Source organism: Rhodococcus sp. NPDC060086, assembly GCF_042730275.1.
Classification (GTDB): domain Bacteria; phylum Actinomycetota; class Actinomycetes; order Mycobacteriales; family Mycobacteriaceae; genus Rhodococcus.
The window spans coordinates 1-26,413 of sequence record NZ_JBHWWZ010000055.1; the positions used below are offsets into that span (position 1 = coordinate 1).

At 64.2% G+C, this 26,413-nt stretch carries 27 protein-coding genes and 2 pseudogenes; 9 read left to right on the top strand and 20 right to left on the bottom strand.

The window, feature by feature from the left end; translation table 11 throughout:
• The 3 genes from ACFWB0_RS22080 to ACFWB0_RS22090 form a co-directional block, all read left to right on the top strand.
• Positions 1-205: hypothetical protein (locus ACFWB0_RS22080; RefSeq protein WP_378492537.1), on the top strand; the 205-nt coding region annotated here is incomplete at its 5' end.
• A gap of 365 nt (positions 206-570) precedes the next feature.
• A complete protein-coding gene (locus ACFWB0_RS22085) occupies positions 571-756 on the top strand; it encodes a hypothetical protein (RefSeq protein ID WP_378492538.1) in 186 nt (61 codons plus the stop codon).
• 78 nt (positions 757-834) lie between these two features.
• A complete protein-coding gene (locus ACFWB0_RS22090) occupies positions 835-1,200 on the top strand; it encodes a hypothetical protein (RefSeq protein ID WP_378492539.1) in 366 nt (121 codons plus the stop codon).
• Between the two features lie 287 nt (positions 1,201-1,487).
• Here the strand turns inward: ACFWB0_RS22090 and ACFWB0_RS22095 are convergent, their stop codons facing one another.
• From ACFWB0_RS22095 to ACFWB0_RS22115, 5 genes are all read right to left on the bottom strand, one after another.
• Positions 1,488-2,153, bottom strand: coding sequence for an isochorismatase family protein (locus tag ACFWB0_RS22095; protein ID WP_378492540.1), 666 nt, complete (start codon positions 2,151-2,153; stop codon positions 1,488-1,490).
• On the bottom strand, positions 2,150-3,724 hold the full coding sequence (locus tag ACFWB0_RS22100) for a sugar ABC transporter ATP-binding protein (RefSeq protein WP_378492541.1): 1,575 nt from the start codon (positions 3,722-3,724) through the stop codon (positions 2,150-2,152). The genes ACFWB0_RS22095 and ACFWB0_RS22100 overlap by 4 nt, the downstream gene beginning before the upstream one ends.
• The gene (locus tag ACFWB0_RS22105; protein WP_378492542.1) at positions 3,721-4,761 is read right to left on the bottom strand and encodes an ABC transporter permease; all 1,041 of its coding nucleotides are present in this window, start codon (positions 4,759-4,761) and stop codon (positions 3,721-3,723) included. The genes ACFWB0_RS22100 and ACFWB0_RS22105 overlap by 4 nt, the downstream gene beginning before the upstream one ends.
• Positions 4,762-4,807: 46 nt before the next feature.
• Positions 4,808-5,914 carry a substrate-binding domain-containing protein gene (locus ACFWB0_RS22110; protein WP_378492543.1) on the bottom strand — a complete coding sequence of 369 codons (1,107 nt, stop codon included), beginning with the start codon at positions 5,912-5,914 and terminating at the stop codon, positions 4,808-4,810.
• A gap of 70 nt (positions 5,915-5,984) precedes the next feature.
• On the bottom strand, positions 5,985-6,728 hold the full coding sequence (locus ACFWB0_RS22115) for an arylmalonate decarboxylase (RefSeq protein ID WP_378492544.1): 744 nt from the start codon (positions 6,726-6,728) through the stop codon (positions 5,985-5,987).
• A gap of 351 nt (positions 6,729-7,079) precedes the next feature.
• Here ACFWB0_RS22115 and ACFWB0_RS22120 point away from each other — a divergent pair, with 351 nt between their 5' ends.
• Both ACFWB0_RS22120 and ACFWB0_RS22125 read left to right on the top strand, forming a co-directional pair.
• Positions 7,080-7,496: a heme-binding protein gene (locus tag ACFWB0_RS22120; protein WP_378492545.1), complete on the top strand. Its 417-nt coding sequence runs from the start codon at positions 7,080-7,082 to the stop codon at positions 7,494-7,496.
• A 53-nt stretch (positions 7,497-7,549) separates the two neighbouring features.
• On the top strand, positions 7,550-8,386 hold the full coding sequence (locus ACFWB0_RS22125; protein ID WP_378492546.1) for a mycofactocin-coupled SDR family oxidoreductase: 837 nt from the start codon (positions 7,550-7,552) through the stop codon (positions 8,384-8,386).
• Between the two features lie 209 nt (positions 8,387-8,595).
• Here ACFWB0_RS22125 and ACFWB0_RS22130 read toward each other — a convergent pair whose 3' ends face one another.
• The 4 genes from ACFWB0_RS22130 to ACFWB0_RS22145 all read right to left on the bottom strand — a co-directional run bounded on the left by ACFWB0_RS22130 (position 8,596) and on the right by ACFWB0_RS22145 (position 12,142).
• Positions 8,596-9,033: a cupin domain-containing protein gene (locus tag ACFWB0_RS22130; RefSeq protein WP_378492547.1), complete on the bottom strand. Its 438-nt coding sequence runs from the start codon at positions 9,031-9,033 to the stop codon at positions 8,596-8,598.
• A gap of 47 nt (positions 9,034-9,080) precedes the next feature.
• Positions 9,081-9,863: a hypothetical protein gene (locus tag ACFWB0_RS22135; protein WP_378492548.1), complete on the bottom strand. Its 783-nt coding sequence runs from the start codon at positions 9,861-9,863 to the stop codon at positions 9,081-9,083.
• A 131-nt stretch (positions 9,864-9,994) separates the two neighbouring features.
• Positions 9,995-11,227 (bottom strand): CaiB/BaiF CoA transferase family protein, encoded by a 1,233-nt coding sequence (locus tag ACFWB0_RS22140; RefSeq protein ID WP_378492549.1) that lies wholly within the window; start codon positions 11,225-11,227, stop codon positions 9,995-9,997.
• A 195-nt stretch (positions 11,228-11,422) separates the two neighbouring features.
• On the bottom strand, positions 11,423-12,142 hold the full coding sequence (locus ACFWB0_RS22145; RefSeq protein WP_378492550.1) for a GntR family transcriptional regulator: 720 nt from the start codon (positions 12,140-12,142) through the stop codon (positions 11,423-11,425).
• Between the two features lie 121 nt (positions 12,143-12,263).
• Here ACFWB0_RS22145 and ACFWB0_RS22150 point away from each other — a divergent pair, with 121 nt between their 5' ends.
• The 4 genes and pseudogenes from ACFWB0_RS22150 to ACFWB0_RS22165 all read left to right on the top strand — a co-directional run bounded on the left by ACFWB0_RS22150 (position 12,264) and on the right by ACFWB0_RS22165 (position 16,661).
• Positions 12,264-13,259: a hydroxymethylglutaryl-CoA lyase gene (locus tag ACFWB0_RS22150; protein WP_378492551.1), complete on the top strand. Its 996-nt coding sequence runs from the start codon at positions 12,264-12,266 to the stop codon at positions 13,257-13,259.
• 29 nt (positions 13,260-13,288) lie between these two features.
• Entirely contained in the window at positions 13,289-13,609 is a 321-nt protein-coding gene (locus ACFWB0_RS22155; RefSeq protein ID WP_378492552.1) for a hypothetical protein, read from the top strand.
• Positions 13,610-13,657: 48 nt separating this feature from the next.
• Positions 13,658-14,642: pseudogene (locus tag ACFWB0_RS22160) on the top strand (transposase); the annotation flags it as partial.
• Positions 14,643-15,182: 540 nt separating this feature from the next.
• Entirely contained in the window at positions 15,183-16,661 is a 1,479-nt protein-coding gene (locus ACFWB0_RS22165; protein WP_378492553.1) for a sodium:solute symporter family protein, read from the top strand.
• Between the two features lie 321 nt (positions 16,662-16,982).
• Here ACFWB0_RS22165 and ACFWB0_RS22170 read toward each other — a convergent pair whose 3' ends face one another.
• The 11 genes and pseudogenes from ACFWB0_RS22170 to ACFWB0_RS22220 all read right to left on the bottom strand — a co-directional run bounded on the left by ACFWB0_RS22170 (position 16,983) and on the right by ACFWB0_RS22220 (position 26,375).
• A complete protein-coding gene (locus ACFWB0_RS22170) occupies positions 16,983-17,264 on the bottom strand; it encodes a hypothetical protein (protein WP_378492554.1) in 282 nt (93 codons plus the stop codon).
• A 227-nt stretch (positions 17,265-17,491) separates the two neighbouring features.
• Positions 17,492-17,722, bottom strand: a complete 231-nt coding sequence (locus ACFWB0_RS22175) for a hypothetical protein (RefSeq protein WP_378492555.1) — start codon at positions 17,720-17,722, stop codon at positions 17,492-17,494.
• 161 nt (positions 17,723-17,883) lie between these two features.
• Positions 17,884-18,195 (bottom strand): hypothetical protein, encoded by a 312-nt coding sequence (locus tag ACFWB0_RS22180; protein WP_378492568.1) that lies wholly within the window; start codon positions 18,193-18,195, stop codon positions 17,884-17,886.
• A pseudogene (locus ACFWB0_RS22185) lies at positions 18,093-18,444 on the bottom strand (integrase core domain-containing protein); the annotation flags it as partial. The gene ACFWB0_RS22180 and the pseudogene ACFWB0_RS22185, both read right to left, overlap by 103 nt.
• A gap of 19 nt (positions 18,445-18,463) precedes the next feature.
• Complete coding sequence (locus tag ACFWB0_RS22190; RefSeq protein ID WP_378492556.1) at positions 18,464-19,657, bottom strand: CaiB/BaiF CoA transferase family protein; 1,194 nt, start codon at positions 19,655-19,657, stop codon at positions 18,464-18,466.
• The gene (locus tag ACFWB0_RS22195) at positions 19,638-21,218 is read right to left on the bottom strand and encodes a flavin-containing monooxygenase (protein ID WP_378492557.1); all 1,581 of its coding nucleotides are present in this window, start codon (positions 21,216-21,218) and stop codon (positions 19,638-19,640) included. The genes ACFWB0_RS22190 and ACFWB0_RS22195 overlap by 20 nt, the downstream gene beginning before the upstream one ends.
• The gene (locus ACFWB0_RS22200) at positions 21,215-22,075 is read right to left on the bottom strand and encodes an alpha/beta fold hydrolase (RefSeq protein WP_378492558.1); all 861 of its coding nucleotides are present in this window, start codon (positions 22,073-22,075) and stop codon (positions 21,215-21,217) included. Before ACFWB0_RS22200 ends, ACFWB0_RS22195 begins: the two co-directional genes overlap by 4 nt.
• A complete protein-coding gene (locus ACFWB0_RS22205) occupies positions 22,075-22,839 on the bottom strand; it encodes an aspartate/glutamate racemase family protein (protein WP_378492559.1) in 765 nt (254 codons plus the stop codon). The genes ACFWB0_RS22200 and ACFWB0_RS22205 overlap by 1 nt, the downstream gene beginning before the upstream one ends.
• Positions 22,836-24,173: a M20 family metallopeptidase gene (locus ACFWB0_RS22210; protein ID WP_378492560.1), complete on the bottom strand. Its 1,338-nt coding sequence runs from the start codon at positions 24,171-24,173 to the stop codon at positions 22,836-22,838. The genes ACFWB0_RS22205 and ACFWB0_RS22210 overlap by 4 nt, the downstream gene beginning before the upstream one ends.
• Positions 24,166-25,500, bottom strand: coding sequence for an amidase (locus ACFWB0_RS22215; RefSeq protein ID WP_378492561.1), 1,335 nt, complete (start codon positions 25,498-25,500; stop codon positions 24,166-24,168). Before ACFWB0_RS22215 ends, ACFWB0_RS22210 begins: the two co-directional genes overlap by 8 nt.
• Positions 25,497-26,375 carry a VOC family protein gene (locus tag ACFWB0_RS22220; protein WP_129975822.1) on the bottom strand — a complete coding sequence of 293 codons (879 nt, stop codon included), beginning with the start codon at positions 26,373-26,375 and terminating at the stop codon, positions 25,497-25,499. Before ACFWB0_RS22220 ends, ACFWB0_RS22215 begins: the two co-directional genes overlap by 4 nt.
• Positions 26,376-26,413 lie beyond the last annotated feature (38 nt).

Here is a 26,413-nt window from a genome sequence, read left to right on the forward strand (position 1 = left end):
CGAAGGATCACGCGGTGACCGTTTCACGTCCAGCAGCGACACGCTGTCGGTTGTGGTGCTGGTCACCGGGTTACACCACTCTATGGGGCACTACTACCTCACACGCCTCAACACTCGGGTGGACTCGCGATCCGAAGTCGCACCGGGCAATTCCGATTTCGTCTCCCAGGCAGCCTGCGTCACCGGATCACTCCTCGTTCCCTAAGCCTGACGATCTCTTCGTACGGGTGACTTCATTCGGGCGTGGAAAGTGCACCAACACGGCCGTTGGGTAGCGGAAACTGATCTGCCGACCGATCTCGAGAACACCGCACTCACGACCCGAACCATCTGGCAGCTGATCCGGCTCCTATCTGACTGATCGGCGACAACGAAACCTCACGAACGGCACTGCCCGAGACCGCCACACCACCTTCCGGGTGAACCCACGATCAAGGCGACCCGTGTACCTGTAGACATCAACGCCCGGAGGCGCTCGAACCGGCCCACCCGTGGGTCGGCGGCCGCGGGGCACTGGCCTCGGCGCTAGCCTTCGGCGAGTGCGACTCCCCTGCCCACGGCGGACCGGATGTGTTTGTCATCGACACGATCACCGAGTCCGCGATCCCACTCCCACTGGCACCGCCTCCTCCCTCGGCCGGAGTGCGTGCCGGTGGGCCGGAGGAGTTCGGCTCCTTCGCCCACCAGCTACCCGCACGGGTCGGTTTGACGATCGCCCGGTCGACGGCAGGCAGTCGCGCAACGGCGGTGAGCTGATGGCCGAGGTCGCGTGGTCGACGATCGAGGTGCCGTTGTCGCTCGCCGCACTGGCCTCCGATCCGGCCCAGGTCCAGGATGCTACCGCGGCCGATCGCCGTCACCGAACTGAGCCACCAACTCGACAACGACGCGAACGTCGGCGAGGTCGGTCCCGGATGGGAGTACTACCTCGACATACTCGTCGCCGCCCGAGACGGAACACCCCAGCCGACGTTCGACGACTACTTCTCGTCGATGACAGGCTATTTCGAAACCTGCCCGCCGGACCCGCCGAGTGAGGGACCGCGCGTCCTCACCGGCCGGCACGGGATGCTCCTGACCGGCGATGAACTCGACGGTCACCGCATGACCCGGTTCAGAACACTCTCATACCTCGCAGTTGCACGGCATGCACGAATGGGGCGGTGCGCCGGCCGATGTCCGAAGCCTCCACCACAGTGACCGGGTCCGGGCCGGTCCGATCGTCGGTACGGCGCAGCCACATCGCCTAGTTCTGCAACGTGCTTCCCCATTTCGACGGATACACGATGCCGTGCGGACGCGACCCGTCGTCGAGCTCGTCGGTCCTCCGCTGCTCCTTCGGCTTCGTCTCAGACGGGTTCGCCGACCCGCTCCAGGCAGGAGGCGAGCACACAGTCGTGCCGCTGTCCGGCTGAGACACAACCATCCCCAAAAACCGATCACCCGCTCAAGTGGACACTCCTACGAGGCGTAGGTTGTCGGAGGCGTCAGCCCGCGGCAGCCAGTCGCGCGCACGCTGTGCTGAGGTCGATGACATCGGCGTACTTGGCGTTCAAATCAAACAGGTTCGCGTCGTGTACCGCGGCGTTGCGATCCCCGCAGGCGTCGGCGACGACCTTCGGGATGAAGCCGTGTTGCATGGCATCGGTTGCGCTGGCCCGAATACATCCCGATGTCGAGACACCGGCAATGAACACTGAGTCGACACCATTGGCAGCGAGGGTTGCTGCGACCGAGGTGCCGAAGAACGCCGACGCATACTGTTTGACCACCTCGACCTCGCCCTTATGCGGCCGCAGTGGTGCCACGAAATCACCGAGTCCGTCGGGGTGACCGGCCTCGAGGACACGTAGCGCCGGCACCTTTCGGACGAACACGCCGCCGTCGGGAAGACCGGAGGCGTACTCGACGCGGGTGTGGATGATCAGTACCTTGGCACGGCGTGCTGCCGTCAGCAGCGTCGCGCATCGATCGATCACTTCCGGATCAGGCAGGCAGAACGGGGAGCCTTGCCGAAAGTAGGCCTCGAGCATGTCGATCATTAGCAATGCCGGGCGGCTGCCCCAGCCAAGCGAGCCGCCGAATCCCGCCTGGGAGTAATCGGCGGCAATGCCCTCGTGGTTGCCGGAAACGGTGCCGTCGCGGTCGATCACGATGCAACCTCTACCTTCTGCTCGCAGGCCTCCAACAACGCTTGCTCGCTGAGTTTGCCCTGCTTCAGCTCGGCTACGACCTCACCATGGTGGAGGACCAGCACGCGATGACAGATAGCCGCGAGCTGTTCGTGGTCGCCAGAGAACACGAGGATCGATGCACCGTCGGCAGCGAGGTCCGCAACGCGGTCCAACAGCTGACGCGACGCCCCGGCATCGACCCCTTGGGTCGGTTCGTCGAGCAGGAGCACTGTGGGATCGAGGTGTAGCCACTTGGACAACACGATCTTCTGTTGATTTCCACCGCTGAACTGGCGGATCGGCCAATGTGGTTGTGCTGGCACCGCGCCGGATGACTCGACCAACTCGAGTGCTGTCGACCGCTCCTTGTGCCAGTTGGTCGCGACGCCGAATCGCGTGAAGGTGCCCAAGCTCGGCAGTGTGATGTTCTCCGCGGCAGAGGCATCGAGCCAGACACCGTCGCGATGGCGGTTGCCGGGGACCAGTGCCAGGCCTGCAGCGATGGCGGCCTGGGGCCGGTTCGGTTCGACGACCGTCCCGTCGACGGTCACCGTGCCTCCGGTACGGGGAAGTTTGCCGGCCAAGATCAGCGGCAGTTCTTCGTGACCCATGCCGGCCAGGCCGGTGAACCCGACGATCTCACCACGGTCGACGGTGACCGACAGATCGCGCACTACACCCCCACTGAGGTTCCCGAGGACGAGCCGCGGGGGTGTGACGCCGGTGCGTTCTGGAGGGGCCGGGTAGTAGTCGGTGAGGCGCCGACCCAGGATCTCGGCAACCAGATCCGATCGGGTGAACCTCTCGGTGGACCGCGTCAGCACCCGCTTGCCGTCGCGCAGCACGGTGACGGCGTCGCAGTTGTCGAGTACCTCGCTGAGCCGGTGGCTGACGAATATGACGCTTGAACCTAGTTCGGCGACGCTGCGCATCATTGCCGTGACCTGAGTGGCCTCGCTGTGAGACAGCGACGCGGTTGGCTCATCGAGGATGAACAGGTGACCCTCGTGGCCGTCGCCCAACGTCCGTACCGCCCGGACCAGACCGACCAGGGCTCGCTGAGCCGGACTGAGGTCGGAGACCAGCGTCCCTAGGGGCAGCTCGATGCCGAGACGTTCGGCGATCTCGCGGCAGGCCTTCGCCTCCCGACGGTCACGCACCCAGCCAAACGTTCGAGCGCCGTATCCGGTTGTGACGCCGATATTCTCGAGTACCGTCATCCCCGGAGCCAGGCCGAGGTCTTGGTGAATGACGGCGATGCCGTGCTCGGCGGGGTTGCGCACCGGCAGGTCGAGCTTCTTGCCGAACAGACTCACGCGCCCGTTGTCGGGGCGATAGTAACCGGCCAGGCACTTGATCATCGTCGACTTGCCACTCCCGTTCTGTCCGACCAGAGCGTGCACCTCGCCGCGCCCCACCTGCCAGTCGAGTGGGTGCAGAGCGTAGTTGCCGTCGAACTGCTTGGACAGGCCCTCGATCTCCAGTGCAGGACTCGGGGGCACGTCGCCTGTCGGACTCTGAAGGGTGACGTCTTCTGGTCGCGGCGTCATCGCACAGAACCTCGGCGCATGCCGACCAGCTTGGCCAGGGCGACCGCGATCATCAGTGCCAGCCCGTTGAACAACGGGCTGACCCACGATGCGGCCCCGGCCAACTGGAGGCCGGTGATACCCACGACCAGGAGGTATACGGCGACGAGAGTGCCGATGGCGTTGAACCGCCCGACTGTGATGGCGGTGGCACCGAGGAAGGTGGCCGCGAACGGCGCCAGCAGGTACTGGTTGCCGATGGCCGGGTCGATGGCGCCGAGATTTCCGACAAGGATGATGCCGATGAGTGCACCGGTCACTCCGGAGACCACGTAGGTGACCGTGCGAATGCGGGACACCGAGATTCCGGCCAGCAGCGCGGCGTCACGGTTGCCGCCGATGAACAACATGTACCGGCCCACAGGCGTGCGCTGGTATACAAACCACAGCACCGCCACCAGCAACCACCCGTACCAGGTGGTCATCGGCAGACCCAGCAGCTTCGCTCGCGAAAGCTCGACGTAGAAATCCGGCACGCCGGTGATGATCTTCGAACCCGTGATGGCGTAGCCGATACCTGATAGCGCTGTGAACATGCCGAGTGTGGTGATGAACGAGTCCACTCCCACCTTCACCACTAGCAGGGCGTTGATCAGGCCGACGACGAGCCCGACTGTCAGGGCCGCCGGGATCACCGCCGCTGGTGAGTAGCCGTTGGTCGACATGACCGCAACCACACACGCACTAGTGACCATCACACCTGGAATGGCCAGGTCGAAATCCCCCGTCCGCAGCGCCAGCGTCGCAGCGAGCGCGAGCAGCAGGATGATCGCCTGCGAGTTGATCATCGCCGAGACGATGCCCATCGATCTGAACTCTGGCAGGAAGGCGGCGCACAGCGTGAAGGCGAGAACCAGAAGGCCCACCAGCGCATAGCGTTCCACGATCGATGTGCTCGGTCGCACCTTGGTCGATGCACTCACCGATTCGGGCGGTTGGTGATGGCCCGTTGGGGGACGAGAGGGAGGTGCCGCGACGGCACCGAGGTCATTGCTCATGATTTCTCCGTGTATGTGCCGCGGTCATGGTCAGCCCGCGCGGCAATCAGTTCTTCGACCAGGCCCTCGTGAAGGCGGTCGGGAAATCGTTGTAGTTGGGGCTCACGTCGGCGTTCGACTCGCCGATGTTGGTCTCGTCGACGAGGCGGGTGGGGATGACGATTCCCGACGGCTGCGCACCGGTGATCGCGCGGATCGCGTCGTCGACCATCACCCAGCCGAGCCACGCCTCCGGCGGAGCCGCCACGGTGACGTCCTGCCCTTTGTCCGAACGGATCGCGTCGAGGCTGGTGGCGATGCCGTCACGGCCTAGAATCCTCGCGTCCGGATTTGTCATCGCCACGGCCGGTTCAATGAATGTGACACCTGAATCCCAGTTTGTCAGAACGTATCCGGTGTCGGGATTGCGTTTCATCGCCGTCGCGAGCTTCTGGGGCAGGTCGGTGGCGGCGTTGGCTAGAGCGATCTCCTGCACGTCTAGTGTGCAATCCTCCGGGCAGTGCTCGCGATAGACCTGCTGGGCTCCAGCCGCCATATTCTGGTAGATCTCGATCGCGGTCGGCTGCGCGAGGAATGACGTCGCAGTGCAATTGGAGTCGACTAGTGTCCATGCCGCCAGAGCGGCGCCGTTGGCGGTGTAGTCGGCGCTGACGTTCGCGAAGACGCCGTTTGCCAACGGTGCCGAGGCATCTCCGGATAGAGCGTTGATGACCGGGATGCCTGCGTTGGCAGTATCATTCAACGCACCGGACAGCATGGCAGGCTCAATGCCCAAAAGCACGATCGCATCGGCTTTCTGCGCGATGGCCTGCGCCATACCCTCGTTGAACTTGTTCGTCTGGCCCTGGCCGTCGAACACGGTGGTCTTCACCCCTGCCGCGCCTGCGGCCTCCTTGAAACCTTCGGCGGCAGCGGAGGTGAACTGGTTGGTGACCACCATGATCATCCAGATGTTCTTGCCTTTGGCAGCAGCGAGGTCGAGCGGGGCCTCGGGCACAACCAGCGGCGCAGGTGCGCGGGCCTCGTCGACAATGGCGGCGGCGGCCTGGGTGCATGCGTTGCTGATCTTCTCACCGGACGCACTCGAACCGCTGTCCGCGGTCGCACTGGTACATCCGGCGAGCAGTGAGCCCACCGCGACCGCTGTGAGCATCCAGGATGCTGACTTCTTCATTGGCGCTCCTCAAAAAGTGCTGTCGCAAGGGACGATTTGTCGGGCGCGGTTAGTGCTCGCGCAGTAAGGTGCCGCAGCCGCGGATCTGATCGGTTACTCCGTTGGTGCGCAGCGCATGCCACCAGGTCGCTGCGTTGATGGCGATGACGGGCTTGCCCAGCCAGCGCTCGGCCTCGTCTGCGAGCCCGACCATCGATAGATTGGTGCCCACCTGGACGATGGCATCGACATCGGGGCCGTTGACCTCCAGGATCGCCTGGCGCAGAGCGTCTTCACTGACCCGCGCGATGTCGACCGCAGAGGGGCACCGCAGCCCCTTGAGGTTGACCACGTCGTATCCGGCCTCGGACAGAAACAGGCGAACGTTGTCGTCGGCGATGGGCTGGTACGGGGTGACGACTCCGAGGCGTCGTGCGCCGAAGAGATCGAGTCCGCGCCGGACGGCATCAGCACCGGTGGCGACCTTCAGGCCCGAAAAGCTTTCGAGCTGTTCGGTGAATTGCCGGTTGCCGTCCACGCCGCCCCAGAAGGTCTCTGCCGACATCCCCATCACGAGGTAGTCCGGGTCGCAGGTGAGCACACGCTCGCACGCGGCGTTGATCTCAGCGCGGATCTGCTCGAGCAATCCCTCAAAATCCTCGTTGCTGCTGAGGGTTTGATCGCGAATGTGGATGCGTGCGACGTGAGACGTCACGCCGGGCACCGACATCCGATAGTAGTCCGGCTCGACGACCGTGTTCGTCGAGGGCGCAAGGACGCCGAAGACATTGCGCCAGCCGAGAACGTCAACCATGAAACTCCTTCGGGAATTGCACACAACCGGCGTCGTGAAGTGACTGTTGTGTACATCGTCTGAGTGGTAGATCACTGCTCCGATGTCGAAGCTACGGTAGGACCACGCGGTAAGGATAGCCCACCGAGACCGGGATTTACAGGGAGTTTACTGAACTCTTCGCCGCGGATCCATGTTTTCGCTCTTCCATGGGCATGTGAATCAGAAGTATGCCTCGATCACGAGTTGTATACACGACCGTTGACCACGTAGCCGTCACGGGTCATACTGGGCGAGCAGCCCGACCACTGAGATCACGCTGCGCCCAAGGACGGGAAAGCGCCGGCCGGGCAAGCTAACATAGGAGTAGCCATGGCCATTCAACGAACCGTCCTCACCCTGGACGATGCTGAGTCCGTGCTCTCGGCGGCGCGCGCGAAGGCAGCCGAATTGGCGGTACCGATGGCGCTGATCGTCGTCGACCACGCCGGACAGCAGGTCGCATCACAACGAATGGACGACAGCCCACTGATGGCGATGAGCATGGCGACCGGAAAAGCCTACACCGCAGTCGGTATGGGACAACCGACATCTGCGTGGGAAGAGGCTGGCGCATCGAGTGCCTCGTTCGCGGGATCGATCACCAGCGTGCCGGGATTCACCCCATTTGGTGGGGGCGTCCCCCTGCACATTGATGGCGTACTGGTCGGTGCACTCGGCGCCAGTGGAGGGTCCACGGAGCAGGACGTCACGGTGGCCGACGCCGGTGCCGCCGCACTCGGTCGCTGACGCGCGATTCACAGATTTTGGTATCAAGCACCAACGGAAAGCAGGAATCTGACATGGGTACTTTCGACGGACAGGTCGCCTTCATCACCGGTGGCGCGCGGGGGCAAGGCCGCTCACACGCCGTCCACCTCTCCAGCCTGGGCGCAGACATCGTCATCGTGGACTCCCTCACGGACAACGCGACGACCCCCTACGGCATGGCAACGCAGGCGGACCTCGACGAGACTGTCCGCCTCGTTGAGGCTCAGGGACGCAAGGCATATGCACGTCAGCTGGATGTCCGGGACCTCGATGGACTCATCGCATTCGCCGACGAGGTCGTTGAGCGATTTGGCAAGATCGACATCCTGCTGGCCAACGCCGGGATCATGACCGCCGTGCCGATCGCCGAGATGAGTGGCGAGGTGTGGGCTGAGACCGTCGACATCAATCTGACCGGCGTTTTCAACTCGTTCCGTGCTGTCCTGCCCCACATGGTGAAGGCCGGATACGGCCGCGTCGTCGCCACGTCATCGGGCGGTGGGCATATCGGATTCAACAACTTGGCCCACTACTGCGCCGCGAAGTGGGGTGTCATCGGCCTGGTCAAGTCTGCTGCCCTCGAAGTTGCGCAGAGCGGCGTCACGGTGAACGCCGTTACCCCGACCAACGTCAATACCGACATGATTCGCAACGACGCGTGTGAGGCCCTTTTCCTGCCAGGCATCGAGAACCCGAGCCAGGAGCAGATCGAGGAGGCCTACGTCATCAACCCGATGGGGGTCCCGTGGATCGAGCCCGAGGACGTCTCACGCACAATTGCCTTCCTGGTGTCCCCTGAGGCGAAGTACATCACCGGTGAGACAATCGGCCCCCTGGCCGGCTCCGGTGCCACCAACGGCGCCGCCTGACACTCGCGTAATTCACCGGCAAGGCCCGTCGAGTGGCATTCCCCCTCGACGGGCCTTGCCGTATTTGTACGGGCAACGGTTCCGGCGTCCGTGGTCGCGGGACACGGTCGACGGGTTCAGGGGTGCACAATCGGGCCGACAACAATGCCCCGGCTATAGCCGGGGCATTGTCCTCTGCCGCTGTTGCCGCGAGGAGGGCCTGGCTGTGGTCAGCTCATGGGCTGACGCTCCGCACGCTCGGCGAGTTCGGTGTCGGTGTACCACGTCTTGCGTGGTGGCGACTTGATCTCGAGCTGGATGCAGTCCTCGAGTGCCTCGCTCATGTGCGGGACACCGCGCGGGTGGAGCCAGACGTCGCCAGCCTCGGCGATGAACTCCTTATCGCCGATCACCACGCGCATTTTGCCGCGCAGCAGGTAGCCGATCGACTCGTGGTCGTCGTGCTGATGGGTAGGATCGATCATCCCCTTACCTTTGAACGCCTCGACGAAGAGCATCTCCTCACCGACCATCAGAGCGCGGACCGTGAGCTCACCGTCTTCGACAGTGTCCTCGATCAGGCTCACCGGGTCGGCCGGAATGTCGGAGTTCTTGGTGAACAGGCGCCCGCTGGGCTTGATCATCCGGTCCGCTTCGTCAATGGCCATGTCTGTCTCCTTCAATCAATGATCACGAAAGTGGGAAGTGTGGTGGCTCAGGACCACATCAGGAGGTCGAAACCCTTGAGGCCGAGGAAGGACCCGATGGACACGCGTCCTCCACCCTCTGCGCCGCCGGCTGCGATTCTGTGGGGATTGCGGGGGTTGAACAACACAACCTCACCTGCCTTGGGAGCGAAAGTGAAGCTCTCGATCGAGTCGTCAGACTCCACCGAGGCATCGGGTAGACCGCGTGCGGGATCCTCGCCTTCTGCGGGGGCCCACGGGCTGTTGTAGACGGTGGTCTCGCCGCCTACGGACGGGCACTGCGTGTAGAGATTCCAGGTGATCTGGGCTTCCACCGCGCCGATCGCCCAATCCGGGGAGTTGTACGGCGCGTAGTCGGCATGTAGGTGGACGCCGTTGGACGCGATCCGGACTACGACCGGGCAGTATGCCCCGTATCCGGGTTCGGTGGGGACCGAGATGTCGCCTGGGTGGTGCGCGCCCAGCATGTTGCGGAAGCGGTTGGGCACATCGAACGACTGAGCGTATAGTTTTTCCTGCGCCGCAACGGCTTCGGGCACCGCATCGAAGAACTCCTGCTTACGCCCGCCGCCCTGACGGTACTCGTACATCACAAGGCCGAGGTAATGGGTCGGTGTGGCGACACTGTACGATTTCAGGTCGGGCGAGCTGTAGACCGCCTCGGTGAACGCAGTGCATTCCTCGGCACTTGCGAAGCCTTCGATCCGGATGGCGGGAATCTCGTTGCGGATTAGTGCGACGAGTGTCTCCGAGCTCAGTTCGGCAGCAGCGCTCTGCTTCCATGCAGACATTGGGTGAGTTCCTTTCTAGCGCTCGATTCCGTACGTTCGTTCTCGTACGCAACAGCCTAAGGCGCATATTGTGAGCATTGCATACAACTGCGCTCCTCTGGTTGCGTTCGCGTTACGTCCGTTCCGGAAGATCAGATGACACCCGACGCCCGGAGATCGTCGATGTCGATGGGTGTCCTATCGAGAATGTCCGCGAGGACCTCCACGGTGTGCTCGCCGAGCTCGGGTCCGAGCCACCTGATCGACCCCGGGGTCGACGACAGTTTCGGGGCTACGTTCTGCACCGGAAAATCTCCGAACAGCTTGTGCTGCATCGTGATAATGGCCTCGCGTGCGGCGAAGTGAGGATCGGCCAGCATGTCCTTGGCTCGATAGATCCGTCCAGCCGGCACGCCCTTTTGCTCGAGGAGCGCTAGCAGGTCATCAGACTGGTGGCGCGCCGTCCAGCCAGCGATAAGCGCGTCGAGCTCGGTCTGGTGGGCACCACGTTCGGTGTGATTGCAGTATCGCGGGTCGTCGGCAAGTTCGGGCGAACCTATCGCGGCGACGAGGCGGCGGAACACGGTGTCCTGGTTTGCCGCGATCAGGATGCTACTGTCGTCGGCCGTGGGGTAGACGTTACTGGGAGCCACATTCGGCAGGATTGACCCCGTCCGTTCCCGCTGATATCCCGTCAACTGGTACTCGGGAACCGTGGATTCCATCAGCGAGAGCACGGCCTCGTAGATTGCCGAGTCGACGACCTGCCCGCGACCGGTCCGCTGCACCCCGCGCAACGCGACCAGAGCGCCGATGGTGGCGAAGACGGCGGCCAGAGAATCGCCGATGGAAATGCCGGTTCGGCTGGGCAGACTCTCCGGATCGCCGGTGATGTAACGCAATCCGCCCATCGCCTCGCCGATGGAACCGTAGCCAGCACGCGGCGCGTAGGGGCCAGTCTGTCCATATCCGGTGACACGCACCATGATTAGCCTCGGATTGAGGGCGCTGAGCTCCTCGAAACCGAGACCCCAACGCTCCAGCGTGCCCGGGCGGAAGTTCTCGATGAGGATGTCAGCGGTGGCGATCAAATCACGGGCAATCTGTTGGCCTTCGGGAGTCCGGAGATTGCAGGTCACAGACTTCTTGTTGCGGGCGACGATCGGCCACCACAAGGACTGCCCTTGCGAGCTCTTTCGGCCCCACTGGCGCATGGGGTCGCCATGACCCGGATCCTCCAACTTGATCACCTCGGCCCCGAAATCGGCCAGTAGCTGGCCACAGAATGGTCCGGCCAGCAGCTGACCCATCTCGATGACGCGCAGGTCGGACAGAGGGCCGACCTGCGCGTGGTCGGGGGTGGTTTCGACGTGTTCATGAGCCATGGCTACTTCCTCTGCGGTTAAGCCCGATATCCTTGGGCTGTATGGATGCGTGCGTCATCGCCACCTGGCGCAGGAGGTTGCGCAGGTGCGGAACGATGTGGGTTCTCGTCGGAGAGGTGTCGGATTGTCGTCAGGCCGAGGACTGCGTCGCGCGTGGCCTACTCGGCTAGTTCCTCCATGTTCAGGACAGAGGCGTTAGGTCAGGATGGCGCCGATGCCATCGCGGGTACTGCCGGCACTCAGGGTCGAGTTGCTCATCGGACCGAGCATCGCGGTGCGCGCGTTGTGGAGATGACAACGCATCACCGAAGCCACCCAGTCAGGATTCCCAGCGCGGACTGCGGCCACGATCTCAAAGTGATGAGACAGACTGCGGGACAAGCTGTCCTCGGTGAAGTGCTGGTAGTTGCGGGTCGCCAAAGAAATGTGACGAACGGATGTCAATGTCGCCTCAAGTTGTACACTTTCGGCCTTCTCTATCAACATCGCGTGAAACTGGCGGTTCAGTCGGGCGATTTCACCGAAGTCGCGGTCGCCGCCGAGGCGTCCGTGATCGTGCATACGAACAGCGAGCTCTTCGAGTTCATCAATCTCATCGTCGGAAAGTCTGCCGACAGCCTTACCCGCAGCGACCGGTTCGAGGAGCAAGCGGAGATCGAAGATCTCGCCCAGCCTCGCCTCCGACCAGGTTGCCACGCGGGCTCCCTTGTTCGGTGACATCTCTACCAATCCTTCCGAGGCCAGGCGCGACAACGCTTCCCGCACCGGAGTACGGCTGACCTGGAGGACCTCGGCGAGTTCGACCTCGCCGAGTCGCTCGCCGGAGCTCCATTGACCTTCAAGGATCTTCGCGCGTAGGAGATCCGTGGCGCGCTGTGATGCCTGAGACACTTTTACCTCCTCGATTGCATACATCGTAGCTCGGCGCCGCCCCTCTTACAATCAGAACCAGTATATTTCACAGCATAATCGAGCGAGGCAGACTAATTATGGCCAAGCACTTGCATACATTCGGCGCCTACGGGAGTATCCGAACATGGGCAACACCGAACCCCCCAAGACACGCGACACAGCCTCGCCCGAGCCCCCCTCGTCCGCCGTCACCATCGTGGAGGTTTCTCCGCGCGACGGTCTACAGAATGAGGAGACGCCTCTGCCGACCGAGACCAAGCTCGAACTCATCGGCCATCTCGTGGCCGCCGGTCTGCGCCGAATCGAGGCAACGAGTTTCGTCCATCCAGAACGAGTGCCACAGATGGCTGATGCGGAGGCAGTAGCAGCAGAGCTTCCGCGTGGCGAGGTCTCGTGGATCGGCTTGGTGCTCAACGAACGCGGGCTCGACCGAGCCATCGCCGCTGGCCTTGACGAGGTAAACATCGTGGTCGTCGCCTCGGACACGTTCAGCCGCCGCAATCAGGGAACCAGCACCGATGAGGGCGTCGCACTCTGGAGCCGACTCGCCAAGCGGGCATCAAACTCAGGTCTGCGAACGACCGTAACCATCGCCGCAGCATTCGGGTGCCCGTTTGAGGGGGAAGTTCCCGTCGAGCGTGTGGCCAATCTCGTCCGTCGATGCAGCGACGTGCAGCCCGATGAGCTCGCGCTTGCCGACACGATCGGTGTCGGCGTGCCAGCGCAGGTAGTCGCACTCGCCGATGCCGCACAGCGGGAGGCGCCGGGCGTGCCGCTACGATGGCACTTCCACAACACACGCAACACCGGCTATGCGAACGCCCTCACCGCGCTGCAGCTCGGTGCCTCGGCACTCGACGCGAGCCTCGGCGGCATCGGCGGATGCCCGTTCGCCCCGGCAGCCACTGGCAACATCGCCACCGAGGATTTGTGGTATCTGCTCGACCGCAGCGGGTACGCGACCGGCGTCGATCCGTCCATTCTCCTCGACAGTGCACGCCGGCTTGGCGAGATGCTCGACACAAAGGTGTCGGGACAATTGTCCCGAGCAGGACGATTTCCGCCAGCAGAGCTCGTCCCTGATCGTCGAAGCACTCGGCAGTGGTTGACCGCACGTTGACTCGAGAATCGTAGGAAGAGGTATCAACAATGGCACGGGGTCTCTACATCGCTTTCACACATCCGCGGGACGACAACTCCGAAGAAGAGTTCAACCGCTGGTACACCACACATCACTTACCGGAGATCCTCGCAGTGGATGGCGTCACGAGTGCCGCGCGGTACAAGTCGGCCGACCCCAATACCACCCATCGGTACATGGCGGCCTATACGCTCGAGGGAGACCTCCCCGAGATCGTGGCGCGAATCCACGCCGATGCCGGCAATCGCACCATGACCACGTCGTCGCGGGCCGATCCAGGTCCGCAATTCCGGCTCTTCGAATTCCTCGAGGAACAGCAGGCTCCGTAGTCGCGTCGAAAGAAAGGTAGCCTGCGGTCGCCACTCGGCGGCGACACCGATCACGACATCAACGAGCAACATCCGCTGATCGTCGGATGCCACCTTGGTCACTGCCCACTCCACCAAGGATCCGCTGCTCCGACCTTCATCGGGGCTTCGGTTTCCGCCCGCTGTGCGCGTTCTTCGACCACCGCAACGACAGCACCGGCGAACCCGTCGCAATGCTGCTGCGCCCTCCGAACGCCGGCTCCAACACTTTCCCAAGCACTGTGTGCAGGGCGGTACCGCCATCACCGTTGTGCAGGAAGCACTGGCGCAGTTGCCGTCCGCCCGGCGTACAGGGTCAGGAAGAAAGTGCTCGTGTGTACCAACAGTGCCGGCGCCCCGCACTGATCGAGTATCTGACCAAGCACAGGCTCTCGTATTCGTCGAGTTCTCCACGACTGACACCAGGGTCACCGCCCTCGATCTAATCCCGAGTTGGTCTGCCTCCAGGCCTACGACTGGGACGGGCAGGTCCGCGACGGCGCCTGGGTAACGAGGTTGACCGACCTGCTCAACCTGAGTAAGTGGCCGAAAGATTCGCGGATCATCGCCCGAAGGAGCGGCAGCGTCCGGGTGCGCAGTTGCGGTTCACCGACCGGGATCAGCTTCTGTTGACGGCGTTCGAGAACAGCACTCGACGTGGGCAACTGCCCGATCTGAAGCTGCGGCACCGGCGTTGCGCTCGGTGCGAGGACGGATCCGGACGGCGAAGTCCACCGGGTTGCAGAATCTTCCGTTGCACATTTTCGATCAGATTCGGATCTGGTTGGCTCGTGCAACTCGCGTATGAGCTCATCGCGATGCAAATGCTCGCCTTGACCGATGTCGCGGCCCGGAGGTGGGAACCGAAGCGGTTGCGGCCACGGCTGGTGTCGATCGCCGGGACGAGCGTCCGGCATGCCGCAGTGTTCGGCCACGGTTGGTCGTCACAGCTGCGGGTGTCGATGTTCTCGTGTCCGGCCTGAGCTGGCTCGCAGCACTGCTCGCGCCTCCGTGACCTGGATGTATCTGTTTCGTTGACTGGAAGGAGATTTTTTTCTGGGCGGTGGGCCCGGTCACCCGACTGTGTCCGGCGTCGCTACATCACTGCGGGCGGGGGGTTGGGTCGGAAACATCAATCCGCACTCGCTCAGGCCACATCATGGGCGCGCGCACGATTGAGGTTGGGCCGAAGCGGCAGCGCAACGATTCGAGTCCGTTGCAGTTATGTATACAACAGACTACCATCACCCGCATGCACGTGTCCTGAATCACACCCCTGTACCCATCGCTCGTCACGCCGTCGTTTGTGGAATAAGGTGCTGTCCACCGTATTACGATCAGTTCTCCATATCGGTCAAGGAAAAATCCCGCACGGCAACGAGCACTTCTGTACACAATATTTCGACGTCTAGGAAGAAGGTCCCCGAATGGATTCCGTGTCCGTTCCCGCCGTCGCCGCATCGGTCGCCATTATGGTGCTCGGAGGAGGCGCACCACTGGCAGCAGCGCTCATTCTCAACTGGCGCGACCGCGTCAACTCAAGGGGGGTCGACCAGTGAGTTTGCAGACCACCTTCACAATTCTGATCGCGATCTACTTCGTCCTGATCCTCATCGTCGGGCTCCGGAGTAACAAGAAGATCAACACGTCGTCGGACTACAGCGTCGCCGGGCGCAACATGGGTGCCGTGCTGGGCACGATGACGTTTACCGCCACATATGTCTCGGCACTGACCGTGATCGGTCTGGTCGGCTCCGCCAACGGCATGGGGCTCGCCCTAGTCCCCTATACCTTCGTCGGCTTGGGCTGCGGCCTGCTGTTCCTCGTCCTCCTGTCCGGCCGTGTTCACGCGGCGGGCCGGACCTCGGAGAGCGTTCCCGAGCTACTCGGAAAGCGCTATGACAACAGCACGGTTCGCGTCACATCGGCCGGCACGATCGTGATCGCCTACTTCGTCTACCTCATCGCCCAGTTGTTCGCCGTCGGCATCCTGCTCGCCACCACGATCGGCTTCGAGGTGTGGGCGGTGATCCTGGTAGTCGGCACCATCTTTGTGCTCTATACCCTCATGGGCGGCATGCAAGCGGTCGCTCGCACCGACGCCTACCAACTGGTCGTGCTCGTCGCAGCGGTACTACTCACCCTCGTGCTGGTGATCGCCAAGGTAAGCGATGACGGCCTGAACTGGAGCGATGGCCCCGGTCTGTCCCAGTTCCTCGGCGGTCCGGTGCCGAACTGGATGCTCGCCTTCGGCTGGGGACTCTCGTGGGGGCTTGGTGTTGCCTGCATGCCGAACTACCTGCAGCGCATCCTCTCCTGCCCGGACGCGCGGACCACCCGCCTCGTGCTCGGCTGGGGATCAGCCATCTCGTTCTGGCTCGTCAACACACCCATCCTCGTCATCGGTATCGGCATCGCGATCATCGACCCCGACATCGCGGGCGACTCGGCACTGCCGTCCTTCCTTCTCACCCACGGCGGCACAGTGATCGCCGCGCTGGCACTGACCGGCCTGATCTCCGCAGTGATGTCGACCACCGACTCCCTCCTCCACGTGATGGGTGTGTACTTCGGTCGCGACATTCTGTGCACGCTGAGGCAGATCAATGACGACGCGAAAGCGCTGAAGTTCGCGCGCATGTCGACCGGGGCGATCGGCTTCCTCGCGGTTGCGACCGCCACTTACATGTCGTTCAGCCCGTTGCCGTTGATCCTTACCTTCGCGTCCTATGCGGTCTCGCTCCTTGCCGCCGGTCTGTTTGTGCCCCTCTTCATCGGCCTGCTCTGGCGCGGCGCAACGAAATCCGGCGCGGTGGCATCGATGGTCGTGGGCGTGGTGGTCCTGATTGTGTTTGAGCTCCTGCGCAGTCGCGAGGTCGTCGAACTCCATGGCATCGTCCCCACCCTGGTGTGCGCGGTGATCGCCATGGTCGCCGGGTCGTGGTGGGACCGCCGACGTGAGGAGTCGAAGGCGCCCGAGCTTGGCGTGCCCGGCATGCCGGACGCCGTGCCCTCGCCGCAGCCACAGCCGTAGCGCGGTCGCGAGCGGACCGGACGCCTGGCCGCGTTGACGCCGCTACACCGTGGTCAGCAGGTCCTTGAGCGTCACCACGCCGGTCGACACAAGATCATACTCATACTCATAGACAGGCACGCGCTCTTGTACCGCCCATCAACGTTGATCGGCGGTGCGGGAATACCGTGCGAACAACGACACCATCACCGTCACCGCCGAGACCGGCCTGAACAAGGACTCGGCAGATCGGCTCGACCCCGTGTTCGTCGCGGTGAGCGGCGACGTACTCCACGATCAGCGCTGTGGGCGGTCGATCTCCGCCGCAAGCACTCACGGTCTTCAAACTCTCATTGGCCCTGCGTAATTCGGCGTTACTGTATCTTTACGTAGTCGGCGCACCTCATCGAGGCCGGCATCGCTGTCCGACGTCGAGACGGTCAGGGAATCCTCTCGCTCTGCGGCTTCGATCCAGTTCCGCAGTGTCGCCGGCGCGATGTCGAGCAGCTCGCCGACATGGCGACGGGCAGCAATCTTCGAGCCTCCATGTTCGGCGATCCGCTCCCGATACATCCGAACTGCACGCTCTTGGGTCTCCGCCTCGTACTTCCTCGGTGCAGGCATACCAGCAGTCTCCTTGTTGGATCAGGAGCCTCCACCTCGTCCAGGATGCTTCTATACCTTGATGGCTCACGGTCTTGATCTGGCGAGTGCCGAGTGGTTCGATCTTGTTTCATCATGACCTGTCGGGGTGTGGGCATGGCCGATGCCCGGCTGTCGCGTCAGGTGAGCGCCGGATTCCACAGTCCGGGACGGTGTTTCGATTCTGTGGAACAGTCCTGGGCGGATCGTTAGCCGGGCCGGGGCAGCGCCTGGATGCAGGCGAAGATCGCCACGATCTGGTTGGTCCACGGCCAGGTGGGCGGGAAGTTGAGCCAGCAGCGCCGGGAGCCGTGGGTGAGCGAGGCGGGCGCGTGCAGGACCCGGTCCTGCAGTGTCTTGGGTTCGGCCTTGGCGAGCTCCCCGTCACAGGCCAGTAGCCGGGTCCAGGCGAGCAGGTCGTCGGCGACGCCGTGCAGCATGACCAGGCGGTATTCGCGGCGAATTCCTGGAATGGGTATTTCGCTGCGCCGGTATGCTTTCCGCAGCGGATGCGGTCCTCGACGCGGGCGTGTTTGCGGTGCCGGGCATCCAGCCAAGCGGTGTCGCCGCCTTCGGTGTTGGTGGCGAACAGCTCGTAGCGCTAGCCGGTGACCGCTTTGCGGACGGCCTCGGCGACCCCGTCGAGCTCGAGCTGGGCGGCCACGCCGGGCAGCGGCTTCGGAGTGGTGTCACGCAGCGGTTTGACCCGCCGCACGAACACCCGCAGCCCGGGCGGCCACTGGCCCAGGTGCGGCAACCGGTCGGTGAGTTCGGCGACGAGGGTTCCCCCCGAGATGTGGACACCAATACCTATGCGGCGGAAGCCGGCACAGCCGATCGCTGCTCGAACTCGATAGGACAGATCCGACCGAGAGCGGAATGCCTCCTTCGTGTATTCAAGCGCGTGATCCAACGGAAGACTTCGGCACGCGCCTCACCTGCCCCGCTCCAGCGCCTCCGACCCTGCAGGGTCTCCCGTTTCAATGGCGCGTTCCACAATTCAGCAGCCACGTTGTCCGCCGACGTACCAACCGCGCCCCGTGACCTGGTGACACCCCACTCTCGACACACGGGCGACGAAGTCCTGCAAGAGATATCGAGCGCCGTTGTCAGAGTCAAATATTGCGCCGTCGAGAACCGCGACACCGCGGGCGCGGACAGCAGTCTCGTCACATCCGAGTTCATACCCGATCTCGCTCCAGATGTGACTCCACACCCTTGCGGGCGTGCAGGTTGAGGAGGTTCAACTCCTCGAGCACCTCGTCAGTGTGCTGGCCGAGATCCGGGGGCGCGAAACGCGCAGTCGACGATTCACCATCGATATGCCAGGGAGATCCTGGGGATTTCAGTTCACCGAGCCTGGGATGCGTCGAGTTCAGAATTATGCCCCGAGCCGCCAGGTCCGGGTCGGTCAGGACTTCGCCGAGATCTCTGATCGCGCCAGCGGGAACACCTGCCGAGTGGAAGGCGTCGAGCAGATTTCGGGTCTTCTCGAGCGTGAGTCTCGATTCGAGTTCGGCCCGGAGTTCGACGCTGTTGGTGACGCGGTCACTGTTGGTCTTGAAGCGCGCGTCATACGCCAACTCGGGCACGGCAATGACGTGACAAAGCTGCTCCCACTGTCGATCGTTGCCCACCGAGATGTTCACCTGCCCGTCTGCCGTATCGAATGTCCCGTAGGGAGCGAGTGTGGCGTGCTGGTTTCCGTTGCGCTGCGGTGGTTGTCCGGTGGCAAAGTACGAGCCGGCTTGGTATGTGAGCATGGAAACGAGGGCATCTTGCATCGCGATGTCGATGTAGGCACCTTCGCTGGTCCGGTGCCGCCGGACCAGCGAGGCGAGGATGGAGTGGGCCGCGAACATCCCCGAGGCGATGTCTGCGATGGGAATCCCGCTCTTGGTCGGTGTCCCGTCCCGGGTGCCCGTCACGCTCATCCATCCGGAAGTGCCCTGCACTACCTGGTCGTACCCCGGGCGCTGGGATTGGTTACCGAACCCTGAGATCGAGCAGTACACGAGTCGAGGATTGAGTGTGCGCATCGCGTCCGGTCCCAGTCCCAGGCGATCTGCGGTGCCGGGCCGCCAGTTCTCCACGACGACGTCCGCAGATTCCACCAATTGGACTGCGATCTGTCGATCGTGCTCGGTCTTCAGGTCGAGCGCCACGCTGCGCTTATTCCGATTCACCGACAAGAAATAGGCGGCAGTATCCCCCACGAATGGTGGGCCCCACTGTCTCGAGTCGTCCCCGCTCCCTGCCCGTTCGACCTTGATCACGTCCGCGCCGAAATCTGCGAGCAGCAACGTGCAGTATGGACCGGACAGGGCCTGTGTGAAGTCCACAACGCGAATGCCCTCAAGGGGAAGTGTCGCCACGAACTGCTCCTGTTCTATTATTTGGCGCCACGTCCACGCCGGTCTTGGGGCCGGTAGCCGGGTCGGTCGCCGCGTGCCGCCGATTCAGCTCCCGGGCAGCGTGTCGGTACGACGACGGGCGGGCGGGCAGCAGCCACTGCAGCAGGCGGGTGCCCGAGCCGACATTCACTCCGATCTCGTCGAGGATCTCGTCCACGTGCCGAAGAGAGAACGGAATGATGTTCGTGCCACGAGCTTGCTTGCCCTCGGTGCGCTCGATCATCCAGTCCAGCCGCGTACGGACGAACGCGCGGCGTTCCTCGACCGGCGGGATCGCCCCTCCCAGCATATGGTTGACGGTCCACAGCGCCGCTGCTTCGGCGCTGAGCGGGCTGAACAGCGAGGATCCGTAGCCGACGAAGTACAGGTTGGCCACCTCGTTGGGCAGGATCTGCCGGTAGAGCAGGAAGTTGCCGTCCTCGTCGAACAGATGCTCCTGCACCGCCGCCGACAGGAACGGCACTCGCTGCATGAACCCGGTCGCGCAGACAACCACATCCGCGGGCAGCACCGTTCCGTCGTCGAGTTCGGCGACCGGCCGCCCGTCCTTCTCCCTCAAAACCGCGATGGATCTGCCTCGCCGCACCGAGATCGTGCCGGCCTCGACCTTCTCGTAGAAGCCCTCGGTGGCGAGGCTGACCGCGTGACGCACGATGCGCTCGAACGATCCCTCCGGCACCAATCCGATCCGGTCGAGCCGTAGTTGCCGGCGCGCGACCCGCTCTACGGCACCGAGCAGCCCGTTACGGACGAACCGCCCCGACCCGATCAGGAACCGCCCGAACCCGCGCTGTTCGATGTGCTCGAACAGGCCTTCACTCAGACGGGTGAGCAGGATGTACTTGTAATTCACTATGTTTGCGATCCTGCGGGGCATCTTCCAGGTGACTTCGCGGGCCACGACAGTGGTCGACGCCGCGACATCGCTCAGTGCCTCTGCAACGTCGCAGGACGACTTGCCGTACCCGATCACCAGCACATCGCGATCCGCCGCATCGGCGAGGTCGTGGAAGTCCGATGCCGCACAGAGCCGACCACCGGCCGCCTCGTACTCCGTTCGACCCTCGTAGGGCGGAACGAACGGGTCGCAGAAGATGCCGTTGGCCACGACCAGGTAGTCGTACTCGCCGACCGCGGTCTCGCTCGAGTCGAGGTGTCGAGTGGTGACCGTCCACCGCTCGGACACCAGGTCCTGTTCCGCCGAGACCACTTCGGTGCCGAGACGCAGCAGGCGCCGGAGCTCGAAGTGCTCGACATAGTCGTCGAGGTACCGCTGGACCTGCTCCCCGGTGGGCCACTCGGGGTATTCGTCCGGCATCGGGAAGTCCGAGAACGCATACGTGCCCTTGTTGTTCTGGGTGGTGACACCGGGATACCGCCGCGTCACGCTCCACACGCCACCGACGTCCGGGGTCCGATCGTAGACATGGACATCGAATCCGAACTCCGACAACAGTTTCGCCGAACACAGGCCGGCTATACCGGCACCGACCACTGCAACGCTTCGCCCCCGATCGGTCATACCTTGTTCGCCTCCGCAGTGTCTTCGGCGAAGAATGCACCGACCAACTGCTGGAAACGTGCGGCGTGCTCGATCTGCGTCCAGTGACCGCACTTGCCGAAGACGTGCAGCTGCGAGTTCGGAATCAGGTCGAACATCGCCTGCGACGCGGCCACCGGCACAACCCGGTCCTCCCGACCGTGCAGAATGAGCACCTCGTGCTCGATCGCGGCCAGGTCGGCGTCGGGCACGATCTGCGCGTCCAGCCACCGCTGTCGGGGCTCGGGGAAGACCTGCTCGAAGGCCTCCTGCGCGCCGGGGCGGGCCGTGGCGCGGTACCGCAGCTCGGCCAGCTCGTCGGTGACCAGGGACCGGTTGTAGGCCATGATGTCCATGATCTTCTTCATGTTCTCGACCGAGGGGGTGTATCCCCACAGCGCGTCGAGCTCGGGTGTGAAGTCGAACTGCACACCGCCCGCTCCCATCAGCACGATCCGGCCGAGCCGCTGCGGGTGCCGGACCGCCAGGTGCAGCGCGAGTCCCCCGCCGAACGAGTTGCCGACTACGTGCACCTGCGGGACGTCGAGTCCGTCGAGGAGAGCGATGATCTGGTCTATCCAGGTATCGAAGATTTCGAATCGAACCGGGTCCGGGAGGGTGGTGTACCCGAAACCGACGAGGTCGGGCGCGATCACCCGGCGCTGCTCGGCGAGCACCGGGATCAGGCCCCTCCAGTTGGCCCAGGCCGAGACACCGGCGCCGGAGCCGTGCAGGAGCAGCACCGGGATACCGTCTCCCGACCCCACATCGTGATAGTTGGTCTCGAACCCGCCGGTGCGGATGGTGTGCGCAACTTCGGGATTGGTAGCTGTTTGCATCAGGACTCCTGGGAGGGGAAGACGGAGGCCACGGCGGCGAGAAGGTCGTCCTGCGGCCGTTCGGGTGGGGGGTAGGCCTGCTTGCTGTGTGACAAGCCGGTTTGCACGAGCATTTCGCACATCTTGTAGGCCACGACACCGGGATTGAGCACCGGCACGTCGAGGACGGTGGACAGGTGGGCGTGACTCTGATGCATGGTCGTCGAGCCCAGGATGATGACGTCGGCACCGTCCTCCGCGACCGCGGCCTTCGCCTCACGCTCGAGCGCCGCGAAGACGAACTCCTCCTTGCCTGCAAGCAGTTCGGCGGCGTCCGGGCGGACACCGATGTCGCGTACGGACGCCAGCCGTGAGGTGATGCCGTTCTCGCGAGCTGCCTTGTGGTACAACTCGTGCCACTGCGGCCACATAGTGACGACCGAGAACTTCTTGCCGAGCAGGCAGGCCAGCAGCATGGTGGCCTGGCTCGGCGCGACGACCGGGATGGACAGTCGGGACCGGAGGGCGGCGAGCGCCGAATCGCTCATCGAGTTCACACACACCCCGACGTATCCCTGCTCTTCCGCGCGGCAGCCCGCGTCGAGCACGAAGGCGTCCGCGAGAGTTGTCTCGTAGGCACTGTCGAGGCTGCCACCGCCGTTGCGCGCCGAAACGAAGACGTTCTCGAATGCCGGGTGCACGAAGTCCCCGGAGAGTTGGGCGGCGAAAGCGTCCAGAGCCTCCGGCGGAACCGGGACAGGAACGATGTTCAGTACACGCTTCACAGGTCGAGTTCCTCTCGGGTACGGGTCAAGGTGTCCACGACGGCGAAGGCGATGGCGCGGGTCGCCATCATCACGTCGGTCACCGAGGCGACACCCATGCCGCCGAGACCCTCGTTGAGTTCGGCCGGGGCGCTTGCCGGGGGCCAGGGGTAACCGATTCGGGCACAGGGAATTCCGAGGCGGCGGATCAGGGTGCCGTCGGTCTGGCCGCCCAGCAGCGGGGTCGACTCGTAGGGTTTGCCTTCGACTTCCTCCCAACCGCGTCGGCAGGTCCGGATGATCCAGTTGTCGGGGTCGGTCATGCCGCCCGGCAGCGATCCGTACATCTCCCAGTCCAGTTCGATGTCGGGATGGCGTGTGCGCAATGCGCGGATCATCTCGGCGAACTGGTGGCGTACCTCGCCGGGCGTGGTGCGGGGGTTGACCCGGACGTCGAGGTAGATTTCGGTCGCCGCGGACGGGAAGGCCGGTTTGTCGGGGTTTCCGGAACGAACCGCCGAGATCCAGCCCTCCGGCAGCGTCGATCCGGAGGTGTTGCGTGCGGTGTATTCCGGGAGCCAGGCCTCGACCTCCTGGATGACAGTGGCCGCGGGCACGATCGACGACCGGAAACCCTCGGTGCCGCGGCTGATGCCCGCATACCCGAAGGTACCGTGCACCGTCACCTTGAACCAGCACATCCCGGGCTCTTCCGGATATACCGCCCACCACGGCTTCAGCACGATCGCGTGATCGGGTATCATGCCGTGGGTGAGCAGGTGGAATACGCCGCTGCTCATGCCGACCTGGTCGCGATTGCTCATACTGACCGGCATCCCGCCGCCCGCGAAGCCGATGGCGAGGTCGCCGAGTAAAGGTAGGTCCGCGTCGACGACCGCGTGCAGCACCTCGGTCAGCCCTGCCACCATGCACTTCGGGTTGGCGGCACCGAGCCCGATCACCAGGTCGCCGTCGACTTTGGCCTCGGGAATCATGTCGGGCCGCAACGACTTGCCGACCCACGGCACGTCGGTCTCGGGGTCGATGTGCGTGTCGATGGGCGCGTACAGGAGCAGCCGGCTTCCGCCGCCGCTGCCCGGCAGCTCACCGATCGCGTTGCCGGTGTGCTCGGAGATCGGCTGGTACCGGGCGTCGATACCCACTTTTTCCTGCAGATGGCTCGCCATGTACTCGGACGCAGGACGCTCCCGGCCGGTCGGACTGTGGATGTTCACCAGGCCGACGAGCAGGTCCCTGAAACGGTCGGGATTCAGCTTGGCACAGACCTTCTCGTACATCTCTCGCCGGGCGGGATCGAGTGTCGCGACGTCGGTGGTGGTGACGATGTCAGTCACGGTCGGCTTCCTCATGGACCTCGAAGCGATGCGCCAGTCCGACGCGGTCGGTCAGGCACGTCGCGATGCGGACCAGCGCCTGGTCGGCGTGGTGGGGCGCGATGATCTGGATGCCGAGGGGCAGGCCCTCGATTCCGCGCCCGGCGGGCAGGCCGACCGCGGGGCATCCGGCGATGCTTGCGAGCTTGTTGAACACCGGGTCTCCGGTGCCGGACTCGATCGGCGGGGCCTCGCCCGGCGCCGCGAGGGTGACCAGCACATCGACCTCATCGAAGGCACGTCCGACGAACGTTCGGGCGTCCCGTAGCACCTGACGTGCCCATTGAATCTCGCTGGGAGCGGCGGTGCGCCCCTCATGGAGAAAGCGATGCAACTGCTCGGAGACGCGCTCGACGTGTGGCCGGGTGACACGCTCGGCGAGCGAGGCGGCGGCTTCCGCGGCCATGATCAGGGTGTGCGCACCGTCCAGCGCGCCCAGCGCGTCCGGGACCGGCACGTCCCGTACGTCGGCCACCACACCGCGCAGATTCTCCGCGAACTCGTCGAGCAGCGCGGCTGCGGCCGAGGTGGCCCGGTCCGCCCACGGCGGCCGGAGAATCCCTACCCGAAGTTCGTGCAACGCCGGAAGGACCGACGCCGGCGGAGTGGAGGCTCCGTCGGTCGAGAGCGACTCGTCCATCGCACCCAGCCATGCCGGATGACGAGCGAAGGCACCGACGGTGTCGAAAGTCAGCGCGACGGGAAGGACCCCGTCGAACGGCCACCGCCCGTAGGTCGGCTTCAGCGTGAACACCCCGCAGAACGAACCCGGCCGCAGCACCGACCCTGCGGTCTGGGTGCCGAGTGCGAGCGGCACCTGACCGTCCGCGACGGCAGCTGCGGACCCACTCGACGATCCACCCGGAGTTCGACCGAGCCCGTGCGGATTCCGGGTCGCAGTAGGCCGGTAGGTAGCGAACTCCGTGGTGGTCGTCTTGCCGAGGATCACGGCGCCGTCGCGCCGGAGCCGGCGGACGACCTCCGCGTCCTGCACGGGTCGCCAACCGGACCACAGACTCGACCCGTAACCGGTCGGCTGGTCGCCGGTCTCGATGATGTCCTTGAGCCCGATGGGAATGCCGTGCAGCGGAGATCGTCGCTCTTCTCCGTCCCGCGCCCGGGCCTGCTCGATCGCAAGACCGGGGTCGAGGTGCGCCCATGCCCCGACTACGTGATCACGCTTCGCGATCCGGTCCAGACAGCGCTCGACGGCAGACACACTCGGGTGCTCGTCGGCGAGGATGCCGGCGATCGGAGAGCCGGTGTCGGAACCGGTCACGGTATTCATCCGGCCTTCTGTGGCTCGTGGCCCCACCGCGACGGCGAGCGGAAGGTCTTGACCTCCCAGCTGTCGGAGTCGATCCTCTCGCCTCCGTAGCCGATCTCGATCGCGAAGCCGGACGGTGTACGCATGTAGAACGACGTGACGCCGTCGTTGGTATGTCGGCCGAAGGTCATCTGCAGTGCGATCCCCGCACCGGTGACGAGATCGTAGGCGCGGCCCACGTCGTCCAGGGATGCCACTTCGATCATCAGATGGTTGAAGTCGCCGCCTGTGAAGCTGAAGCACTCGTTCATCAAGGCCAGGCTGTGATGCCGCGGATTGCAGTGCAGGAAGGTGGCGTCCGCGCCGTCCCAGACGATGTAGTCGGTGAGGTCGAAACCGAGGACGCGGGTGTAGAAGTCGACCGCGGCGGGGTAGTCCTTGCACATCAGGACCACGTGACCGAGGCCGAGTTCACCGGTGACGAACCCACTGATCACCCCTCCCCCGGCAAGCGGGGTGTGGTCGATCGTGGGCCCGAAGACCACCTCGTTCGGAAAACCGTCGGCGTCGGTGAATCGGAACGCCGCGACGGCAAGTCGCTCTTCCGGTGAGCCGGTGTCGATCCATTCGACGTCGATGCCCTCGGCCGCGACCCGCTCCGCGACATCACGGAGATCGTCGAGGTCGTCGACCTCCCAGGTGATGGCCCGGATCCGGTCCTCGTCCGCGGGGTACAACGCAATGCGGTGGTGATGGTCGTCGAGCCGGATCAGCAGTGGATCGCTGTCGTCGACTCGGGGGCGGGCCTGCAGGCCGAGCAGATCGACCAAGACCTGACGCCAGGTGTCGAGATCGGAGACATCGACACTCAGAGCGCCCAAGCGGGTGATGCTCATATCGTCCTCTGTTTCGAAAGGGGTGCCGCGGCGAGCGG

Bases quoted from the DNA above. Each gene is read 5' to 3' on its own strand.
- ACFWB0_RS22090 (WP_378492539.1), top strand. From the start codon at position 835: ATGCTACCGCGGCCGATCGCCGTCACCGAACTGAGCCACCAACTCGAC.
- ACFWB0_RS22170 (WP_378492554.1), bottom strand. From the start codon at position 17,264: ATGCCTGCACCGAGGAAGTACGAGGCGGAGACCCAAGAGCGTGCAGTT.
- ACFWB0_RS22105 (WP_378492542.1), bottom strand. From the start codon at position 4,761: ATGAGCAATGACCTCGGTGCCGTCGCGGCACCTCCCTCTCGTCCCCCA.
- ACFWB0_RS22135 (WP_378492548.1), bottom strand. From the start codon at position 9,863: ATGTCTGCATGGAAGCAGAGCGCTGCTGCCGAACTGAGCTCGGAGACA.
- ACFWB0_RS22200 (WP_378492558.1), bottom strand. From the start codon at position 22,075: ATGCAAACAGCTACCAATCCCGAAGTTGCGCACACCATCCGCACCGGC.
- ACFWB0_RS22145 (WP_378492550.1), bottom strand. From the start codon at position 12,142: ATGTATGCAATCGAGGAGGTAAAAGTGTCTCAGGCATCACAGCGCGCC.
- ACFWB0_RS22215 (WP_378492561.1), bottom strand. From the start codon at position 25,500: ATGAATACCGTGACCGGTTCCGACACCGGCTCTCCGATCGCCGGCATC.
- ACFWB0_RS22130 (WP_378492547.1), bottom strand. From the start codon at position 9,033: ATGGCCATTGACGAAGCGGACCGGATGATCAAGCCCAGCGGGCGCCTG.
- ACFWB0_RS22110 (WP_378492543.1), bottom strand. From the start codon at position 5,914: ATGCTCACAGCGGTCGCGGTGGGCTCACTGCTCGCCGGATGTACCAGT.
- ACFWB0_RS22140 (WP_378492549.1), bottom strand. From the start codon at position 11,227: ATGGCTCATGAACACGTCGAAACCACCCCCGACCACGCGCAGGTCGGC.
- ACFWB0_RS22125 (WP_378492546.1), top strand. From the start codon at position 7,550: ATGGGTACTTTCGACGGACAGGTCGCCTTCATCACCGGTGGCGCGCGG.
- ACFWB0_RS22195 (WP_378492557.1), bottom strand. From the start codon at position 21,218: ATGACCGATCGGGGGCGAAGCGTTGCAGTGGTCGGTGCCGGTATAGCC.
- ACFWB0_RS22150 (WP_378492551.1), top strand. From the start codon at position 12,264: ATGGGCAACACCGAACCCCCCAAGACACGCGACACAGCCTCGCCCGAG.
- ACFWB0_RS22100 (WP_378492541.1), bottom strand. From the start codon at position 3,724: ATGACGCCGCGACCAGAAGACGTCACCCTTCAGAGTCCGACAGGCGAC.
- ACFWB0_RS22220 (WP_129975822.1), bottom strand. From the start codon at position 26,375: ATGAGCATCACCCGCTTGGGCGCTCTGAGTGTCGATGTCTCCGATCTC.
- ACFWB0_RS22175 (WP_378492555.1), bottom strand. From the start codon at position 17,722: ATGCTGCACGGCGTCGCCGACGACCTGCTCGCCTGGACCCGGCTACTG.
- ACFWB0_RS22115 (WP_378492544.1), bottom strand. From the start codon at position 6,728: ATGGTTGACGTTCTCGGCTGGCGCAATGTCTTCGGCGTCCTTGCGCCC.
- ACFWB0_RS22120 (WP_378492545.1), top strand. From the start codon at position 7,080: ATGGCCATTCAACGAACCGTCCTCACCCTGGACGATGCTGAGTCCGTG.
- ACFWB0_RS22155 (WP_378492552.1), top strand. From the start codon at position 13,289: ATGGCACGGGGTCTCTACATCGCTTTCACACATCCGCGGGACGACAAC.